Source organism: Streptomyces sp. A0592 (assembly GCF_004795115.1).
GTDB classification, from domain to species: Bacteria; Actinomycetota; Actinomycetes; order Streptomycetales; family Streptomycetaceae; genus Streptomyces; species Streptomyces erythrochromogenes.
Genome location: NZ_SSBM01000004.1, coordinates 233,912 through 249,706, shown reverse-complemented (window position 1 = coordinate 249,706; position 15,795 = coordinate 233,912). Strand labels below are relative to the sequence as shown.

The window sequence follows — 15,795 nt, the reverse complement described above, 5'->3', positions numbered from 1 at the left end:
GGTGCCCGTCAGCTGCGCAGCGGCCCTTCACAGCTGTAACTCGATGTCGCCGCGACCTTGTTGCTCCAGATCTCCGGCGGACCGAAGGAGCAGTTCATGTCGGCGAGGTTGTTGGAGGCGGCGCCCGCCCGGTCGAGGATGAAGTAATCGACCGTCTCCGACATGTCCTTGAAGTTCTGGTCGTCGCTGCGCCAGTTCTTCAGGTTCGCGGTGATCCGGCCCGTACAGGTGAAGCGGCGCTTGCCGGGGTCGCCGTTCTCCACACAGTCCGGGGTGTTGTAGGTGGCCGTGGCGAAGGCCGACTTCACCGGGGCGAGCGCCGCGTCACGCAGCTGCTCGTTGGGGGTGAAGGCGGTGTTCGGCACGAAGAGCTGGTCGACCTTGGCGATCTGCGCGGTCAGGAAGCGGTCGTAGTCGCGCTGGAGGTAGGTGTCCGCGCCCAGCCGGTGGCGCCAGGCGTCGTACGCCGCCACGTCGTTGTTGCGCAGGTGGGTGTACATCTCGCGCAGCAGCGAGGGCTTCTCGGTCCACAGGAACTCGAAGAAGGTGCCTGCGTAGCTGTAGAAGCGGAAGCCGTCGCCTTCGTAGGTGGCGTTCAGCAGCTGCTCGACGGTCATGCGCGGGCCGCCGCCGGCCGTGTCGCTGATGATGGACTTCACGAGGGACTTGCGGACGGCGATGCCGTTGTCGCGGGTGGCGCCGTCGAAGAACTCGGCCGTGCCCTCGTCCATGGCGGTGGTGCGGTCGCCCTCGTACCAGGGGCCCTGGCCGAAGAAGCCGGGGACGGCGAAGCGGCCGTTGAGGTAGTGCGTGTACTCGTGGCGGAAGAGCTCCTCGAGGGTGAGGGAGGAGTCCTGCGGGACCCGGCGCTGGTAGGTGTAGAAAGTGGCGCCGTTCTCGATGTAGATGCCGCCGTTGTTGGTGTCGTAGCCCGTCAGGATCGGGTGGTAGTTGACGTAGTCGGCACGGGAGCCGTAGAGCACGATGTTCAGCGTGGCGTTGGGGTCGCCCGCGAGCGGCTGGTCGGTGCCGAGGACGCGGTGGTACTGGGCCTTGACCTGCTTGCTCGCATAGTAGAGCTGGTCGACGGTGGCCCGGTCCAGGCCGGTGCGGACCTTGATGGCGCCGTTGTCGTAGGTGTAGGTGTAGGGGAAGAGCTGCTTCTCGATGTCCTCCTTGCACACCCCGTACGGCTTGCACGCCTCGTAGAAGTTGAGCCAGGAGACGACCTTGGCCCACGGCTCGCTGCCGTCGCCGAAGCCGGCCTTCAGCGGCCCGAGCATCGCACCGAGGTCGGCGACGACCTGGTCGCGCAGGCCCTGGACCTGGCCGAAGCGGGCGTACTCGCTGAGCGCGTCGCGCACCACCCAGGCGTTGCCCGCGCCCTTGAGGTGCGTGTACGTGGCGAAGTCCTTGAAGGCGGCGCGGTAGGCGGGGTCGGCGGCCACGGCGGCGTGGAAGGCGGTGTCCTGGTTGCCCGGGTAGACGCCGAGGTAGTTGGTGGAGAGCGCGGCCAGCACGGCGCCCGCCCAGGCGGGGTCGAGGTGGGTGGCCGGGTGGGCCGGGTCCATCGTGGCCAGGACCTTCTTCACCAGGCCGAGCTGGTGCTGGCGCAGGCCGGGGCCGGCGGCGTAGAGGGCCTCGCGCAGGGTGCGGGCGTTGGTGGGGGTGACGTCGAAGCTCCGGGCCGCGTTGCCGTAGTCGTCGATGGCCTTGCGTATCGCGGCGGTGGTCGGGGCGTCGGTGACGTCGATCTCGTCGCGTGAGAAGTCGTGGTAGGCGACGGCGTGCAGGTAGGTGAACATCTCCTCCAGGTGGGAGGAGTTGCGGCCGTCGTGGGCCGCCGCCAGGGCGGATATCCGGCGGGACACGGCCTGCACGTGCGCGTCCGACATCACCGGGGCCAGGCGGGCGTCCCAGGTCCAGATCAGGCCGCGCAGGCAGCCGTCGGCCGTGACGGCCTGGTCGGCGAGGAAGTCGGCGAACTGCTCGGGCGTGAGGTTCGCGATCCCGTCGAGGGTGCAGGGTACGCCCGCGGCGACGCTCTTCGCGGTCGGGGCCGACGTGGCCGCCCTGCCGCGCTTCTCCAGCTCCTGGGCGGGCGCGCTGGCGGGGGCCGCGCCGGGGACCTGGCCGGAGAGGTTCAGGCCGCCCGGGGCCGGGGCGGGGGCGGGGGCGTTGTCCTTCGCGTCGGCGAAGCGGTCGACCTCGTCGAACGGGTTCCCCGTGGGGCCGTGGGCCGCGGCGGCGGGTGCGGCGGCCTGGGCGCCGGTGAACGCGGCGGGAGCCGCGGACTCGGCGGCCTGCGTGGTGCCCTGCGCCGCGGTGGCGAGGAGGGTCACCGCCACGGCGGAGGCGAGGAGGGAAGAGCGCACAGCTCTGTGCTTGAGCACCGAGAACTCCTGTTCGGAGAGGGTGAGGTGGGGGGTGGTGCGTGAACTGCCCTGCGTCACGCGGCGTTTGACGGGGATTAACGTGCCGCGGTGTGAGCTGTAACATAGTAATGTGAAATTGCACTGACAAGACCTATGCGCCCACCAGTTCGCGTCTTCCGTGAAGGAGCCCCCGTGACCGACTCCCCCGCCCGCCTCAACACGGGCAGCCACGACCGCCCGGTGTCACCGGAGTTGTCCCGGTTCATGGCGGGCGACTGGGCCGCCTCCCCGCTGCCCGCCTCCGCACGGGTCGCGGCCCACGGCGTCACCCCGGCCCGCCGGGCCCGGCTCTCGGCCCGCTTCCAGGGCGAGCGGCTGATCGTCCCGGCCGGCGAGCTGAAGGTCCGCTCCAACGACTGCGACCACCGGTTCCGCCCGCACAGCGCGTACGCCTGGCTGACCGGCCTCACCGGCGAGGACCAGGCCGGCCACGTCCTGGTCCTGGAGCCGTCGGGCCCGTACGCCCACGAGGCCGTGCTGTACCTGCGCCCCCGCTCACCGCGGGCGGACGGGGACGGGGAGTTCTACCGGGACCGCCGCTACGGGGAGTTCTGGGTGGGCCGCCGCCCGGACCTGGCCGAGGCGGAACGCCTCACCGGCATCCGCTGCGCACACCTGGACTCCCTCGGCGCGCCGGAGGGGCGGCACGCGGCCACCGACGCGGAACTCGCCGCAGCCCTCTCGGAGTTGCGCCTCGTCAAGGACGCCTGGGAGGTCGAGCAGCTCCAGCTGGCCGTCGACCACACGGCGGCGGGCTTCGAGGACGTCGTACGCGCCCTGCCGCGCGCGCTGGCACACCCGCGCGGGGAGCGCTGGATCGAGGGGGTCTTCGGCCTGCGCGCCCGGGCCGAGGGCAACGGCACGGGCTACGAGACGATCGCCGCGTCGGGCGCCCACGCGTGCACCCTGCACTGGATCCGCAACGACGGCCGACTGAACGGGAACGAGCTGCTCCTCCTGGACGCGGGCGTGGAGACGGACACCCTCTACACCGCGGACATCACCCGCACCCTCCCGCTGTCCGGCCGCTTCTCATCCGTCCAGCGACAGGTCTACGAACTGGTGCTGGCCGCCCAGGAGGCGGGCATCGCGGCACTGCGCCCGGGAGCGAGCTTCGGGGACTTCCACCGGGCCGGGATGCGGGTGATCGCCGAAGGCCTGGCGGAATGGGGCGTCCTGAAGAACGCGGAGGGCGACCTGCACCGGCGGTACACGCTGTGCAGCAGCGGGCACATGCTCGGCCTCGACGTGCACGACTGCGCGAAGGCGCGGGCGGAGACCTACCTGGACGGGGTTCTGGAGGAGGGCCAGGTCCTGACGGTGGAGCCCGGCCTGTACCTCCAGCCCGACGACGAGACCCTTCCGGCCGAACTGCGGGGCATCGGCGTCCGCATCGAGGACGACCTGGTGATCACCGCGGACGGCGCCCGCCTGATGTCGGGCGCCCTGCCGCGCACGGTCGCAGGCATCGAGGACTGGATGGCCCGCCTGCTGGAGGGCAGTCACGCCTGAACCAGTGGCGCGCGCACCAGTGGGGTGTACTGGTGGTACACCCCACTGGTGCGTACCATGGTCGCATGCCACTTCCCCGTTTCGACCGCCTGCCCGCCGAGCGCCGGGAGCACATCCTGGGAGTCGCGCGGCGGCACTTCGCCGAACACGGCGCCGAAGGCGCCTCCTACAACAAGATCATCGAGGCTGCCGGGGTCTCCAAGACCGCCGTCTACCACTACTTCGACGGCCGGGAGGACCTGCTCAACGCCGTCCTCGACGGGGTCCAGGACCGTCTGCTCAACGCCCTCGGGCCCTGGACACCGGCCCGCGACGAGGACGACTTCGAAGCCCGGTTCGCCGCCGGCTCCACCGCCCTCGCCACCCACCTGGGCGGCCACCCCGAGGACCTGGCCCTCGCCGACGCAGCCATCGGCCGCACCTCCGGCGGCCCCTGGCTCGACTGGTTCGGCGCCCTGGTCGCCGACGGCCGCCGGATCGGGCTGATCCGTACCGACGTGGACCCCTCGCTGATGGTCGCGGTGACCGCGGCGGTCATCCGCGCGGCCGACGCCTGGGCCCTGGCCCGTATGGCGACCGCCCCCGACCCGGGTGATCCGTCGGGGCAGCTGTGGACCCTGCTGCGCGGCCTGTGGGGCACGGCGCCGACCGGACAGGAGCCCGACCATGCGCTCTGACCTGAGGATCTCCTGGGAGATACCGGCCACCCCGCCCGGCCTCGCCGGACGCCTGGAACGGTTCATGGGTCCGGGGAAGTCCCGCTCCGAGAACGTGGTGGAAGCCATCGGCCTCGTCGGCTGCGCGCTGCTCCTGGCCGCCGGAGTGTGGAACTCGGGGGCGGCGCGCGACTGGTCCACCGCCCAACTCGCCGTGGTGGCCCTGACCGGACTCGACCTGATCGGCGGGGTGCTGACCAACGCCACCAACGCCGCCAAGCGCTGGTACCACCGGCCCGACCCCGCGGCCCGGCGCGCGCGGCTGCTGTTCGTCTCCGCGCACCTGGTCCACCTCGCCGCGATGGGGCTGTTCGTCCTGGACGGCGACCTCGACTGGACGCTGGGCAACGCCGCGCTGCTCCTCGGCGGGGCTGTGGCCGTGGAGTTCGCGCCGGTCCGGCTGCGGCGGCCGGTGGCGATGGCCGTGCTGATGGCGGCCGTCCTGGTCAACCTGTTCTGGCTGCCGGTGGCCACCGCACTCGCCTGGTTCGCCCCGCTGTTCTTCCTCAAGCTGCTCGTCTGCCACCTCGTACCGGAGGCTCCGCTGGAGGAGAGGCGCGATGCCTGAGGCCTCCTGGCGGATCGTCACCGACCCCGATCCGGTCGCCTGCGCCGACCTGCTGGCCGCCGCGTTCGCCCGGGAGCCCGCCGTCTCCTGGATCTGCGGCGACTCGGCCTCCGCGCGCAGCCGCTGGTTCCGCAGCACCCTGCGCACCCACGCCCGCCTCGCCGGTGCCGGTGCCGGTCGGGTCGCGCTCGTGGATCCGGACGGCCGCCTCCTGGCGGTGGCCGTCCTCACCCCGCCGGGCGCGGCTCCGTCGGCCGCGGGCCAGGCCGCGTGGGCGGCCCGGACGGCCCTGCTCTGCGGGCCCCGCGCGCTCGGCCGGACGCTGCGGTACCTGCGCGCCACCGAGGGCGGCGCGCCGCCGGGGGCCGGGACGCTGGAGTTCATCGGCGTCCACCCGGACCTGACCGGCCGCGGAGCCGGCCGCGCCCTCCTCGACCACGTCCTCGCCACCGCGCACGGCCACTACCTGACCACGGCGGACCCGTCGAACGTCCCCCTGTACCGCCACTTCGGCTACACCCCCCTGCGCGAAACCCGGCTGGGCCCGCTGACCATCACCTCGATGACGCGCGCACGACCCCGCTGACCGTGCGGCACGGGCACGCCGCATGCGTGCCGGGAGGGCCCGGAGGATACTGGCCGGTGGAGGACGGCCCGGGCCCCGCGAGACTCCGACAGGAGGAGAACGCCATGGGCACTCTGCGCCTGACCCGCCTGGCGTGCGCCGTCATCTGTGCCGTTCCGGCGGCGCTGATGGCCGGCCCCGGCCCTGCTGCCGCCGTGCCGGCGAAGCAGGCGAGCTTCAGCGAAGTGGTCAAACCCTCGGACTCCATCACCATCCCCGCACTGGCCTGTCCGACGGGGGCGTACCTGGAGAGCACCCACCACGCACCGGGGCGGCTCGTCCCGCCGGGCGTGCAGGTGAGCGAGGCGGGCGGGGTCGGCGTCACGATAGGTGAGGCGGTCTGGGAGAGACTGCCCACCGGCACGTACGCCACCGGCACCCGCCCGGGCACGGCCACGAACTGGGACCCCACCGCGTCGCACGAGGTGACGGTGACCCTGCGCTGCACCACCGACCTGCAGCAGGCCGCCCGCGAAAGCGGGCGTCTGGGCCCGCGCGGCTGACCCCTCCGCTCCCGCGGGGGCAGCGGTTCCCCTGGCGGGGGGGGGCTGGGCAGATCCGGGCGCGGTGCCGTACCCCTCGCGGGGAGCCGGGCCGGATCCGGGCGCGGTGCGGGTTCCCTCGCGGGGCGGCGGGTCGGGGTGCGGGCGCGGTGCCGTACCCCTCGCGGGGAGCCGGGCCGGGATTTTCGGTCGCGGTGCCACATCCCCTCGCGGTGTGGCGGGGCGGGATCCGGGCTCGGTGCGGGCGGGTCGCGGTGCCGCCGAGGGGTATCTCCTCGGCTCGCGCGTGCGAGGGGTTCGTTCTGTGCGGGGTGGTTGCGCGCTCGTCCTGCGGGGACACCCCTCCCCGTCCCCACTCCAGCAGTACGAGCCCGGTTCCGGGGAGCCATCCGCACCCGGCCCGGAGCCCGCAGTACGGGCAGGTCCCCAGAGGTGGCGAAGCACCGGCGTGGGGTGGGGACACGGCGGAGTGTCCCCGCAGGACGAGCGCGCGACCCGAGCCGCCTGGCCGCGACGCACCAGGACGCGCCGAGCCGAGGAGATACTCCGGCGGGGCACCACCCCATCTGTTCCATCCCGCCCCCTGTATCCCGGCCACCCCGGCGGAAGCCCAACCCTGCCATCCCGCCCCGCCGGTACTCGGTCGCCCCCGGCGGGAGCCGAAGGGCCGGACCGTCCCGCCGAGCAACCCGGCCACCCCGGCGGAAGCCCAACCGTGCCATCCCGCCCCGGCGGGAGCCGAAGGGCCGGACCGGCCCGCGGCAACCGGCCGCCCCGGCGGGAGCCGAGCCGCTGGGGGACCGTTACGGGAGGACCGCTACTCCGTCCAGTTCGACCAGCGCCGCCTCGTCCCAGAGGCGGACCGCGCCGATGACGGCCATCGCCGGGTAGTCGCGGCCCGCCAGCCTCCGCCAGATGCGGCCCAGTTCGGCCGCATGGATCCGGTACGCGGCCACGTCGACCGCGTACACCGTCACCCGGGCCAGGTCCGCCGGCGCGCCGCCCGCCGCGGCCAGCGCCGACAGCAGATTGGCCAGGGCCGTCTCGAACTGCTCCGGCAGGGTCTCCCCCACCACCTTGCCCGCGCCGTCGAGCGCCGTCTGCCCCGCCAGGAACACCAGCCGCGAGCCCGTGGCCACCACCGCGTGCGAGAAGCCCGTCGCGGGCGACAACTCCGCCGGGTTGACCCGCCGGAGGCTCATCGCCCGGCCTCCAACGCCCCGTACAGCTCCTTCGCGATGATCGTGCGCTGCACCTCGCTCGCCCCCTCGTAGATCCGCGGCGCCCGCACCTCCCGGTAGAGGTGCTCCAGCAGGTGGCCCCGCCGGAGGGCGACCGCTCCGTGCAGTTGGACCGCGTGGTCCACCACGTACTGGGCCGTCTCCGTGGCCAGCAGCTTCGCCATCGCCGCGCGCCGCGGCACGTCCGCCGCGCCCCGGTCGTAGGCCCCGGCCGCCGCGTACACGAGCAGCCGGGCCGCCTCGGTGCGGGTGGCCATCTCGGCCACCCGGTGCGCCACCGCCTGGAGGTCGCTCAGCGTTCCGCCGAACGCCGTACGGCCCGCCGTGTGGTCGAGCGTCGCGTCCAGCGCGGCCCGGGCCATGCCCACCGCGAACGCCCCGACGCTGGGCCGGAAGAGGTTCAGGGTGTCCATCGCGACGCGGAAGCCCCGCCCCGGCTCGCCGAGCAGGTCGCGCGGTCCGACCGGGACCCCGTCGAAGCGGAGGGACCCGATGGGGTGCGGGGAGAGCATGTCCAGCGGTTCGCCGGTGAGGCCCTCGCGGTCCGCCGGGACCAGGAAGGCCGACACCCCCTTCGCTCCCGGCCCTTCACCCGTCCGGGCGAACACGGTGTAGAAATCCGCCTCGGGGGCGTTGGAGATCCAGCACTTCTCGCCGCTGAGCCGCCATCCGCCCGCCGGATCGGGGACCGCGGCCAGCGCCAGCGCCGCCGCGTCCGAGCCCGCCCCCGGCTCGCTCAGCGCGAAGGCGGCCACGGCCCGCCCCGCCCGCACCTGCGGCAGCCACCGCTCCTTCTGCGCCTCGCTGCCCGCCCGCAGCACCGGATAGGCCCCCAGCCCCTGGAGGGCCAGCGCGGTCTCGGCCTCCGTGCACCCGTAGGCCAGGGACTCCCGCAGCAGGCACAGTTCCAGCGCGCCCGAGGCGAACACCCTCTCCAGCAGCCCCAGCTCACCCAGGGCCAGCAGCAGCGGCCGGTTGACCCGGCCCGGTTCCCCCTTCTCCGCCAGCGGCCTCAGCCGTTCGGCCGACAGTGCGCGCAACCGCCCGCACCACTCCTCCTGGTCCATCCCGAGCGCGAATCCGGTCATCCGAATGTCCCCGCATCTATCGCGTCCTGTTGACTGCCGTCACCATCACGATACGCTCCAAGGAGTACCTCCCGGCGGCCGCCGGGAGAAACGACCGCACGGCCGGCCCCACCCCACTCCGGACCGCTGCAAGGGGGGCGAACCCGCCTTGGAACTCAGGCCTTCCGCTCACATCGACACCTTCGCCCGCGACCGTCTGCCACCTGCGGAAGCCTGGCCGGAGCTCCTCTTCGATCTGCCCGAACTGGCCTATCCGGACCGGCTGAACTGCGGCGCCGAGCTGCTCGACGCCACCATCGCCCGGTTCGGCCCCGAGGGCGCCGACCGCCCGGCCTTCCGCGACGGCTCCGGCGAGGTGTGGACGTACGGCGGGCTGCGCGACCGCGTGGACCGCCTCGCCCACGTGCTCACCGCCGACCTCGGCGTCGTCCCCGGCAACCGGGTGCTCCTGCGCGGCCCCACCGGCCCCTGGCTCGCCGCCTGCTGGCTGGCGGTCATGAAGGCGGGCGCGGTGGCCGTCACCGTGCTGCCCCAGCAGCGCGCGCAGGAGCTGGCGACGGTGTGCGAGATGGCCGAGGTGCGGCACGCCGTGTGCCACGCGGACGTGCTGGACGACCTCGTGAAGGCCGAGGTGCCGGGACTGCGGATCACCGCCTACGGCGGCGCCGGCCCGGACGACCTGCTCCGGCTGACGGAAGCGCACGAGGGGAAGCCCTTCCCCGCCGCCGCGACCTCCGCCGACGACGTCGCCCTGATCGCCTTCACCTCCGGCACCACCGGGCGGCCCAAGGGCTGCATGCACTTCCACCGCGACCTGCTGGCCGTCGCCGACACCTTCTCCCGCCACGTGCTGCGGCCCCGCCCGGACGACGTGTTCGCGGGCAGCCCGCCGCTCGGCTTCACCTTCGGCCTGGGCGGCCTCGTCGTCTTCCCGCTGCGCGCCGGCGCGTCCGCGCTGCTGCTGGAGGACGCGGTGCCCCGCCGGCTGCTGCCCGCGCTCGCGCAGCACCGGGTGACGGTGCTGTTCACCGCGCCCACCGCCTACCGGACGATGCTGGACGCCCTCGGCCCGTACGACGTGGGCATGTACGACCTGTCCGCACTGCGGCGCTGCGTCTCGGCCGGGGAGAACCTGCCCGCCGCCACCTGGCAGGCCTGGTACGAGCGCACCGGCCTGCGCATCATCAACGGCATCGGGGCGACCGAGCTGCTGCACATCTTCATCTCCGCCGCCGACGAGGACATCCGCCCCGGCACGACCGGCCGGGTGGTGCCGGGCTGGGAGGCCCGCGTCGTGGACCGGGCCGGTCGGCCGGTCGCGGACGGCGAGCCGGGGCTGTTGGCCGTGCGCGGGCCGGTGGGCTGCCGCTACCTGGCCGATGCCCGGCAGGCGGAGTACGTACGGGACGGCTGGAACCTGACCGGCGACACCTACGTGCGCGATCCGGACGGCTACTTCCGCTACGTCGCCCGGGCCGACGACATGATCGTCTCCGCCGGCTACAACATCGCGGGCCCGGAGGTGGAGGAGGCCCTGCTGCGCCACCCGGACGTGGTGGAGGCGGCGGTGGTGGGCCGCCCGGACGAGCGACGCGGGCAGGTCGTCGTGGCGTACACCGTCCCCCGCGAGGGAGCGGTCCTGACGGAGGAGGCGCTGCGCACCTTCATGCGGGCGGAACTGGCCCCGCACAAGTGCCCGCGCTCCTTCGTCTTCCTGCCGGCGCTCCCGCGGACCGCCACGGGCAAGCTCCAGCGCTTCCGACTGCGCGATCAAGGAGCGGGGCCGGCCGGTCCGAGCGCCTAGAGTGAAGCCGTGGTCGAGCAGCACACTCCGCGATCCCTGATCGTCACGTTCTACGGAGCCTACGGGCGGGCCTTCGAGGGCCCGGTCCCGGTGTCCGCGCTGGTGCGCCTGCTGGGCGCGGCCGGGGTCGACGCCCCGTCGGTCCGCTCGTCGGTGTCCCGGCTGAAGCGGCGCGGCTTCCTGCTGCCCGCACGCGCCGCGGACGGCGCGGCGGCGTACGAGCTCTCCGGCGAGGCGCGCCGGCTCCTGGACGACGGCGACCGCCGCATCTACGGCGGCCCGCAGTCGTCGGACGAGTGGCTGGTGGCGGTGTTCTCCGTGCCCGAGCAGGAGCGGGCCAAGCGGCACCTGCTGCGCTCCCGGCTGGCCGGCCTCGGCTTCGGCGCGGTGGCGCCGGGGGTGTGGATCGCCCCGGCCCGCCTCGCGGAGGAGACCGCGCACACGCTGGAGCGGCTGCACCTGACGCCGTACGTGGAGCTGTTCCGCGGCAGCCATCTCGGCTTCGCGCCGGGCGCCGAGGCGGTGGCCCGCTGGTGGGACTTGGCCGCGCTGGCCAAGCAGCACGAGGAGTTCCTCGATCTGCACGAGCCGGCCCTGCGCGCCCTCCAGTCGGGCCCCATGCCGACGCCGGAGGAGGCCTACCGCGGCTACCTTCTCGCGCTGGACAGCTGGCGCCGCCTGCCCTACGCCGATCCGGGCCTGCCGCGCGAGCTGCTCCCGGCGGGCTGGCCGGGCGACCGGTCCGCGGCCGTCTTCGCCGAACTCCACGCCCGGCTGCGGGACATCGGGGCGGAGTTCGTGGAACTGTAGCGGTACCCCGGCCCCTGCGGGGTTGCCCGGTGGCTGTGCCTTTCGGCCTGCCCGCCTGGGCGGGGGTGTTGTGCCCGGCCGTGCCTCGTGGGGAGTGGGGGCGTGCAGGGAGGTCCCCGCAGGACGAGCGCGCAACCGTGGCCGTACTGCTGGACCGCGGCCGTACGGCGCGAGCCGAGGAGACCTCCCGGAGGGACCCCACGGTGTACCCGTCGCTGCGGCCCCCGGTCGGGTGGACCGGCCCGTCGGGCTCGGCCGTCGGCCGGTGCTCGGTCCCGGTGGCTGCAGCCTTGCCGACGGGAAGGGGGCGGCCCGAAATGACGGTGCGGGTGGTGGCTCCGCCGCGGCAGGATGAGCCATGACCTGGACCTTCACTTCCGACCTGGCCGCCTACCGGGCCGCGGCGGGCCCGGCCGTGGCCGCGCGGCCCGTTCCCAACACCCTGCTGCTGAGCGTCGCCGACGCACTGGAGCGGCGCGGGCTGCACGCCTTCGGGCCCGCGGCCCCCGTCTTCGGCTGGTGGACCGGGCCCGACGGCGCCGTCGCCGGCGCACTGGTGTGCACCCCGCCGCACCCGCTGCAGCTCGGCGCACTGCCCGGGGAAGCGGTCGGCGCGCTGGCCCGCGCGCTCACCACCGAGCCGCTGCTGGCCGGGCTCGGGGGGATCAACGCCCGCCGCCCGGACGCGGAGGCGCTGGCCCTGGCCTGGGGTCGGCCCACGGTCGTCGCCGAGGAGCACCGGCTGTACCGGCTGGCCGCACTGGTCGCCCCGCAGCCCGCCCCCGCCGGCCGGGCGCGGGCCGCCACCGAGGCCGACCTGCCGCTGCTGGTCGGCTGGCTGGAGGCGTTCCACACGGAGGTGGAGATCCCGGCCGGCCCCTCGGAGGCCCAGGTGCGCGACCGGCTCTCGTACGGGGGTTTCCTGGTGTGGGAGGACGGCGGCGTCCCCGTCTCACTGGCCGCCTTCTCCCGTCCGATCGGGTCCGCCTCCCGCATCGGGCCCGTCTACACTCCGCCCGGGTTCCGGGGCCGCGGGTACGCCGCCGCGGTCACGCACGCGGCGAGCGAGGCGGCGTACGCGGCCGGCGCCGCGGAGGTCGTCCTCTTCACCGACCTGGCCAACCCGACGAGCAACCGCGTCTACCTGCGGCTGGGCTACCGGCCGGTGGAGGACCGGGCCCGGATCGTCCCCGCCTGAACGGTCCGTGGCGGGAGTATCAGCCGCGGCCCGTCGGGGGTTTGCGGCTGCCGGCGCGGTAGGGGGTGGGCCAGGGGGCTGCCGGGCCCTCGTAGGACTGGTCGGCGGCCGCGTGCAGGGTCCAGTGGGGGTCGTAGAGGTGGGGGCGGCCGAGGGCGCACAGGTCCGCCCGGCCGGCCAGCAGCAGGGAGTTGACGTCGTCCCAGGAGGAGATGGCACCGACGGCGATGACGGGGACGCCGAGCGCGTTGCGGATCCGGTCCGCGTACGGGGTCTGGTACGAGCGCCCGTACTCGGGGGCCTCGTCCGCGACGACCTGGCCGGTGGAGACGTCGATGGCGTCGGCGCCGCGGGCGGCGAACGCGGCGGCGATCTCCACCGCCTCCTCGGGCGAGGTGCCGCCCGGTGCCCAGTCGGTGGCCGACAGGCGCACGGTCATGGGCCGGTCCTCGGGCCAGACCGCGCGGACGGCGTCGAAGACCTCCAGCGGGAAGCGCAGGCGGTTCTCCAGGGAGCCTCCGTAGGCGTCGCCGCGGTGGTTGGTCAGCGGCGAGAGGAAGCCGGAGAGCAGGTAGCCGTGGGCGCAGTGCAGTTCGAGCAGGTCGAAGCCGCTGTCGGCGGCGCGTACGGCGGCCGCTGCGAAGTCGGAGCGCAGTGCGGCCAGGTCCGCACGCTCCAGGGCACGCGGGAACGCGGAGACGCCCGGCCGGTAGGGCAGGGCCGAGGCGGCCACCAGCGGCCAGTTGCCGTGCGGGAGGGGGTCGTCCATGCCCTCCCACATGACCTTGGTCGAGCCCTTGCGGCCGGCGTGGCCGAGCTGGACCCCGAGGGCTGCGCCGGGTGCCGAGGTGTGGACGAAGTCGGCGATGCGCCGCCAGGCGTCGGCCTGCTCCTGGGTGTAGAGGCCCGCGCAGCCGGGGGTGATGCGGCCCTCTGCGCTGACGCAGACCATTTCGGTCATCACCAGGCCGGCTCCGCCGAGGGCCCGTGCGCCGAGGTGGACGAGGTGGAAGTCGCCGGGCAGGCCTTCTTCGGCCGAGTACATGTCCATGGGCGAGACGACGACCCGGTTGCGCAGGGTCAGGCCGCGCAGGGTGAGCGGGGTGAACATGGGCGGGGTGGCCTCGTCCGGGCAGCCGAAGTCCCGTTCGACGGCGCGGGTGAACCGCTCGTCGCGCAGCCGCAGGTTGTCGTGCGTGACGCGGCGGCTGCGGGTGAGGAGGTTGAAGGCGAACTGGCGGGCGGGCTGGTCGACGTATCCGGCGAGCTCCTCGAACCAGCGGCTGCTGGCGGCCGCGGCCCGCTGGGTGCTGGCGACGGCGGGCCGGCGGGCCGCCTCGTACGCGGCGAGGGCGGCCGGTACGTCCCCTTCGGCGCCGTCCACCGCTTCGGCGAGGGCGAGGGCGTCCTCGACCGCGAGTTTGGTGCCGGAGCCGATGGAGAAGTGGGCGGTGTGCGCGGCGTCGCCGACGAGCGCCACGTTGCCGTGGGACCAGTGCTCGTTGACGACGGTGCGGAACTGCGTCCAGGCGGAGCGGTTGCCGTGCAGCGGCCGGCCGCGCAGGGCCTCGCTGAAGATCTTGGCGCAGCGGGCCGCCGATTCGTCCTCGTCGCAGAGGTCGAGACCGGCAGCCCGCCAGACCTCCTCGCGCATCTCCACGATGACGGTGGAGGCGTCGGCCGCGTAGGGGTAGGCGTGCAGTTGCATGACGCCGTGCTCGGTCTCCGCGATCTCGAAGCGGAAGGCCTCGAAGGCGAAGTCGGCGGCGAGCCAGATGTAGCGGCAGCGGCCCGCGGTGAGGGTGGGCCGGTAGTGCTCGGCGTCGGCCTCGCGGATCGCGCTGTGCACGCCGTCCGCCGCGACCACCAGGTCGTGGGAGGCGCGCAGGTCGGCGACGTCCGGGGCCTCGGTGCGGAAGCGGAGCCGGACGCCGAGTCCGGCGCAGCGCTCGTGCAGGACCTCCAGCAGCCGGCGTCGCCCGATGGCGGCGAAGCCGTGGCCGCCGGAGGTCAGCAGCCGTCCCCGGTGCACGACGTCGACGTCGTCCCAGCGTACGAACTCCGCGCTCAGGGCGGCGTGGACGACGGTGTCCGCGCGTTCGATGCCGCCGAGGGTCTCGTCGGAGAGCACGACGCCGAAGCCGAAGGTGTCGTTGGGGGCGTTGCGTTCCCACACCTCCACGGCGTGGCCCCGGCGGGCCAGCAGTGCGGCGGCGTACAGCCCTCCCGGTCCGCCTCCGACGACGGCGACCCGCAATGCGCTGCCGAGGGGCATGGCGCTACCTGCCCTTCCACTCCGGCGGCCGCTTCCCGGTGAAGGCCGCGTGGAACTCCGCGTAGTCCTGGCCGTTCATGAGCAGGGCCTGGGTGGCCGCGTCCAGCTCGACGGACGCCGCGAGCGGCATGTCGAGTTCGGCGGTGAGCAGCGCCTTGGTCTGCGCGTGGGCGAGGGAGGGGCCCGCGGCCAGGCGGGCGGCGAGTTCGCCGGCCCGTACATGGGCCTTGCCCTCCTCGGTGAGCTCGCTGAGCAGCCCGATCCGCTCGGCCTCGGGTGCCTGGACGGGCTCGCCGAGCATCAGCAGGCGGGTGGCGTGGCCGAGGCCGACGACGCGGGGCAGCAGGTAGGCGGCGCCCATGTCGCCGCCGGAGAGGCCGACGCGGGTGAAGAGGAAGGCGAAGCGTGCGGTGGGGTCGGCGATCCGGAAGTCGGCGGCGAGCGCGAGGACGGCGCCGGCTCCGGCGGCCACCCCGTGCACGGCGGCGATCACCGGGAAGGGGCATTCGCGGATCGCGCGGACGACCTGCCCGGTCATCCGGTTGAAGTCCAGGAGCTGGGCGGTGTCCATGGCGAGGGTGGCGCCGATGATCTCGTCGACGTCTCCGCCGGAGCAGAAGCCGCGGCCCTCGCCGCCCAGGACGAGGGCGCGCACGGAACGCTCGCGGGACAGTTCGGCGAGGAGATCGCGCAGGTCGGCGTAGGCGCCGAAGGTGAGCGCGTTGATCTTCTCGGGGCGGTCGAAGGTGACGGTGGCGACGCCGTCCTGCCGGGTGACCCGGAGATGGTGCCACCGTTCGGTCGCTGGTGTGGAACCGGTGAAGGGGCTCACAGGACCGACGTTATCACCAGATCGTGACTACCGTCAGAGAAACGCGAGAGACGGGACCTCGGTCCCCCCGTACCGACTGCGGGGTGCCCTACGGGATCGAATTTCGACTCCGTATCGTTGAAAGAGGCAGTTCCCCCCCATGCCCGGACATCCCATGCCCCTCACGCACCCCCGGCGCGAGCCGGCCG

Annotated in this window: 13 protein-coding genes; 8 read left to right on the top strand and 5 right to left on the bottom strand. The window is 74.0% G+C overall.

Going from position 1 to position 15,795, the window contains the following annotated elements:
* Positions 1-8 precede the first annotated feature (8 nt).
* A complete protein-coding gene (locus E6U81_RS08665; RefSeq protein ID WP_136229616.1) occupies positions 9-2,393 on the bottom strand; it encodes a collagenase in 2,385 nt (794 codons plus the stop codon).
* 174 nt (positions 2,394-2,567) lie between these two features.
* On the opposite strand from E6U81_RS08665, the gene E6U81_RS08660 reads away from it, so the two are divergent.
* From E6U81_RS08660 to E6U81_RS08640, 5 genes are all read left to right on the top strand, one after another.
* On the top strand, positions 2,568-3,947 hold the full coding sequence (locus tag E6U81_RS08660) for an aminopeptidase P family protein (protein ID WP_240803716.1): 1,380 nt from the start codon (positions 2,568-2,570) through the stop codon (positions 3,945-3,947).
* Between the two features lie 65 nt (positions 3,948-4,012).
* Complete coding sequence (locus E6U81_RS08655; RefSeq protein ID WP_136229500.1) at positions 4,013-4,624, top strand: TetR/AcrR family transcriptional regulator; 612 nt, start codon at positions 4,013-4,015, stop codon at positions 4,622-4,624.
* On the top strand, positions 4,614-5,231 hold the full coding sequence (locus tag E6U81_RS08650; protein ID WP_136229499.1) for a hypothetical protein: 618 nt from the start codon (positions 4,614-4,616) through the stop codon (positions 5,229-5,231). The genes E6U81_RS08655 and E6U81_RS08650 overlap by 11 nt, the downstream gene beginning before the upstream one ends.
* Entirely contained in the window at positions 5,224-5,817 is a 594-nt protein-coding gene (locus E6U81_RS41670; protein WP_136229498.1) for a GNAT family N-acetyltransferase, read from the top strand. The genes E6U81_RS08650 and E6U81_RS41670 overlap by 8 nt, the downstream gene beginning before the upstream one ends.
* Before the next feature lie 104 nt (positions 5,818-5,921).
* Positions 5,922-6,359, top strand: coding sequence for a hypothetical protein (locus E6U81_RS08640; protein WP_136229497.1), 438 nt, complete (start codon positions 5,922-5,924; stop codon positions 6,357-6,359).
* 803 nt (positions 6,360-7,162) lie between these two features.
* Here the strand turns inward: E6U81_RS08640 and E6U81_RS08635 are convergent.
* Positions 7,163-7,561: a RidA family protein gene (locus E6U81_RS08635; protein WP_136229496.1), complete on the bottom strand. Its 399-nt coding sequence runs from the start codon at positions 7,559-7,561 to the stop codon at positions 7,163-7,165.
* Complete coding sequence (locus tag E6U81_RS08630; protein ID WP_136229495.1) at positions 7,558-8,688, bottom strand: acyl-CoA dehydrogenase family protein; 1,131 nt, start codon at positions 8,686-8,688, stop codon at positions 7,558-7,560. The genes E6U81_RS08635 and E6U81_RS08630 overlap by 4 nt, the downstream gene beginning before the upstream one ends.
* A gap of 148 nt (positions 8,689-8,836) precedes the next feature.
* On the opposite strand from E6U81_RS08630, the gene E6U81_RS08625 reads away from it, so the two are divergent.
* From E6U81_RS08625 to E6U81_RS08615, 3 genes are all read left to right on the top strand, one after another.
* Positions 8,837-10,492: an AMP-binding protein gene (locus tag E6U81_RS08625; protein WP_136229494.1), complete on the top strand. Its 1,656-nt coding sequence runs from the start codon at positions 8,837-8,839 to the stop codon at positions 10,490-10,492.
* Between the two features lie 9 nt (positions 10,493-10,501).
* Positions 10,502-11,302 carry a PaaX family transcriptional regulator C-terminal domain-containing protein gene (locus E6U81_RS08620; RefSeq protein WP_136229493.1) on the top strand — a complete coding sequence of 267 codons (801 nt, stop codon included), beginning with the start codon at positions 10,502-10,504 and terminating at the stop codon, positions 11,300-11,302.
* 358 nt (positions 11,303-11,660) lie between these two features.
* A complete protein-coding gene (locus tag E6U81_RS08615; RefSeq protein WP_136229492.1) occupies positions 11,661-12,500 on the top strand; it encodes a GNAT family N-acetyltransferase in 840 nt (279 codons plus the stop codon).
* A 19-nt stretch (positions 12,501-12,519) separates the two neighbouring features.
* On the opposite strand, the gene E6U81_RS08610 is transcribed toward E6U81_RS08615, so the two are convergent.
* The gene (locus E6U81_RS08610) at positions 12,520-14,775 is read right to left on the bottom strand and encodes a bifunctional salicylyl-CoA 5-hydroxylase/oxidoreductase (RefSeq protein WP_136229491.1); all 2,256 of its coding nucleotides are present in this window, start codon (positions 14,773-14,775) and stop codon (positions 12,520-12,522) included.
* Between the two features lie 4 nt (positions 14,776-14,779).
* On the bottom strand, positions 14,780-15,607 hold the full coding sequence (locus E6U81_RS08605) for an enoyl-CoA hydratase family protein (protein ID WP_136229490.1): 828 nt from the start codon (positions 15,605-15,607) through the stop codon (positions 14,780-14,782).
* Between the last annotated feature and the right edge of the window lie 188 nt (positions 15,608-15,795).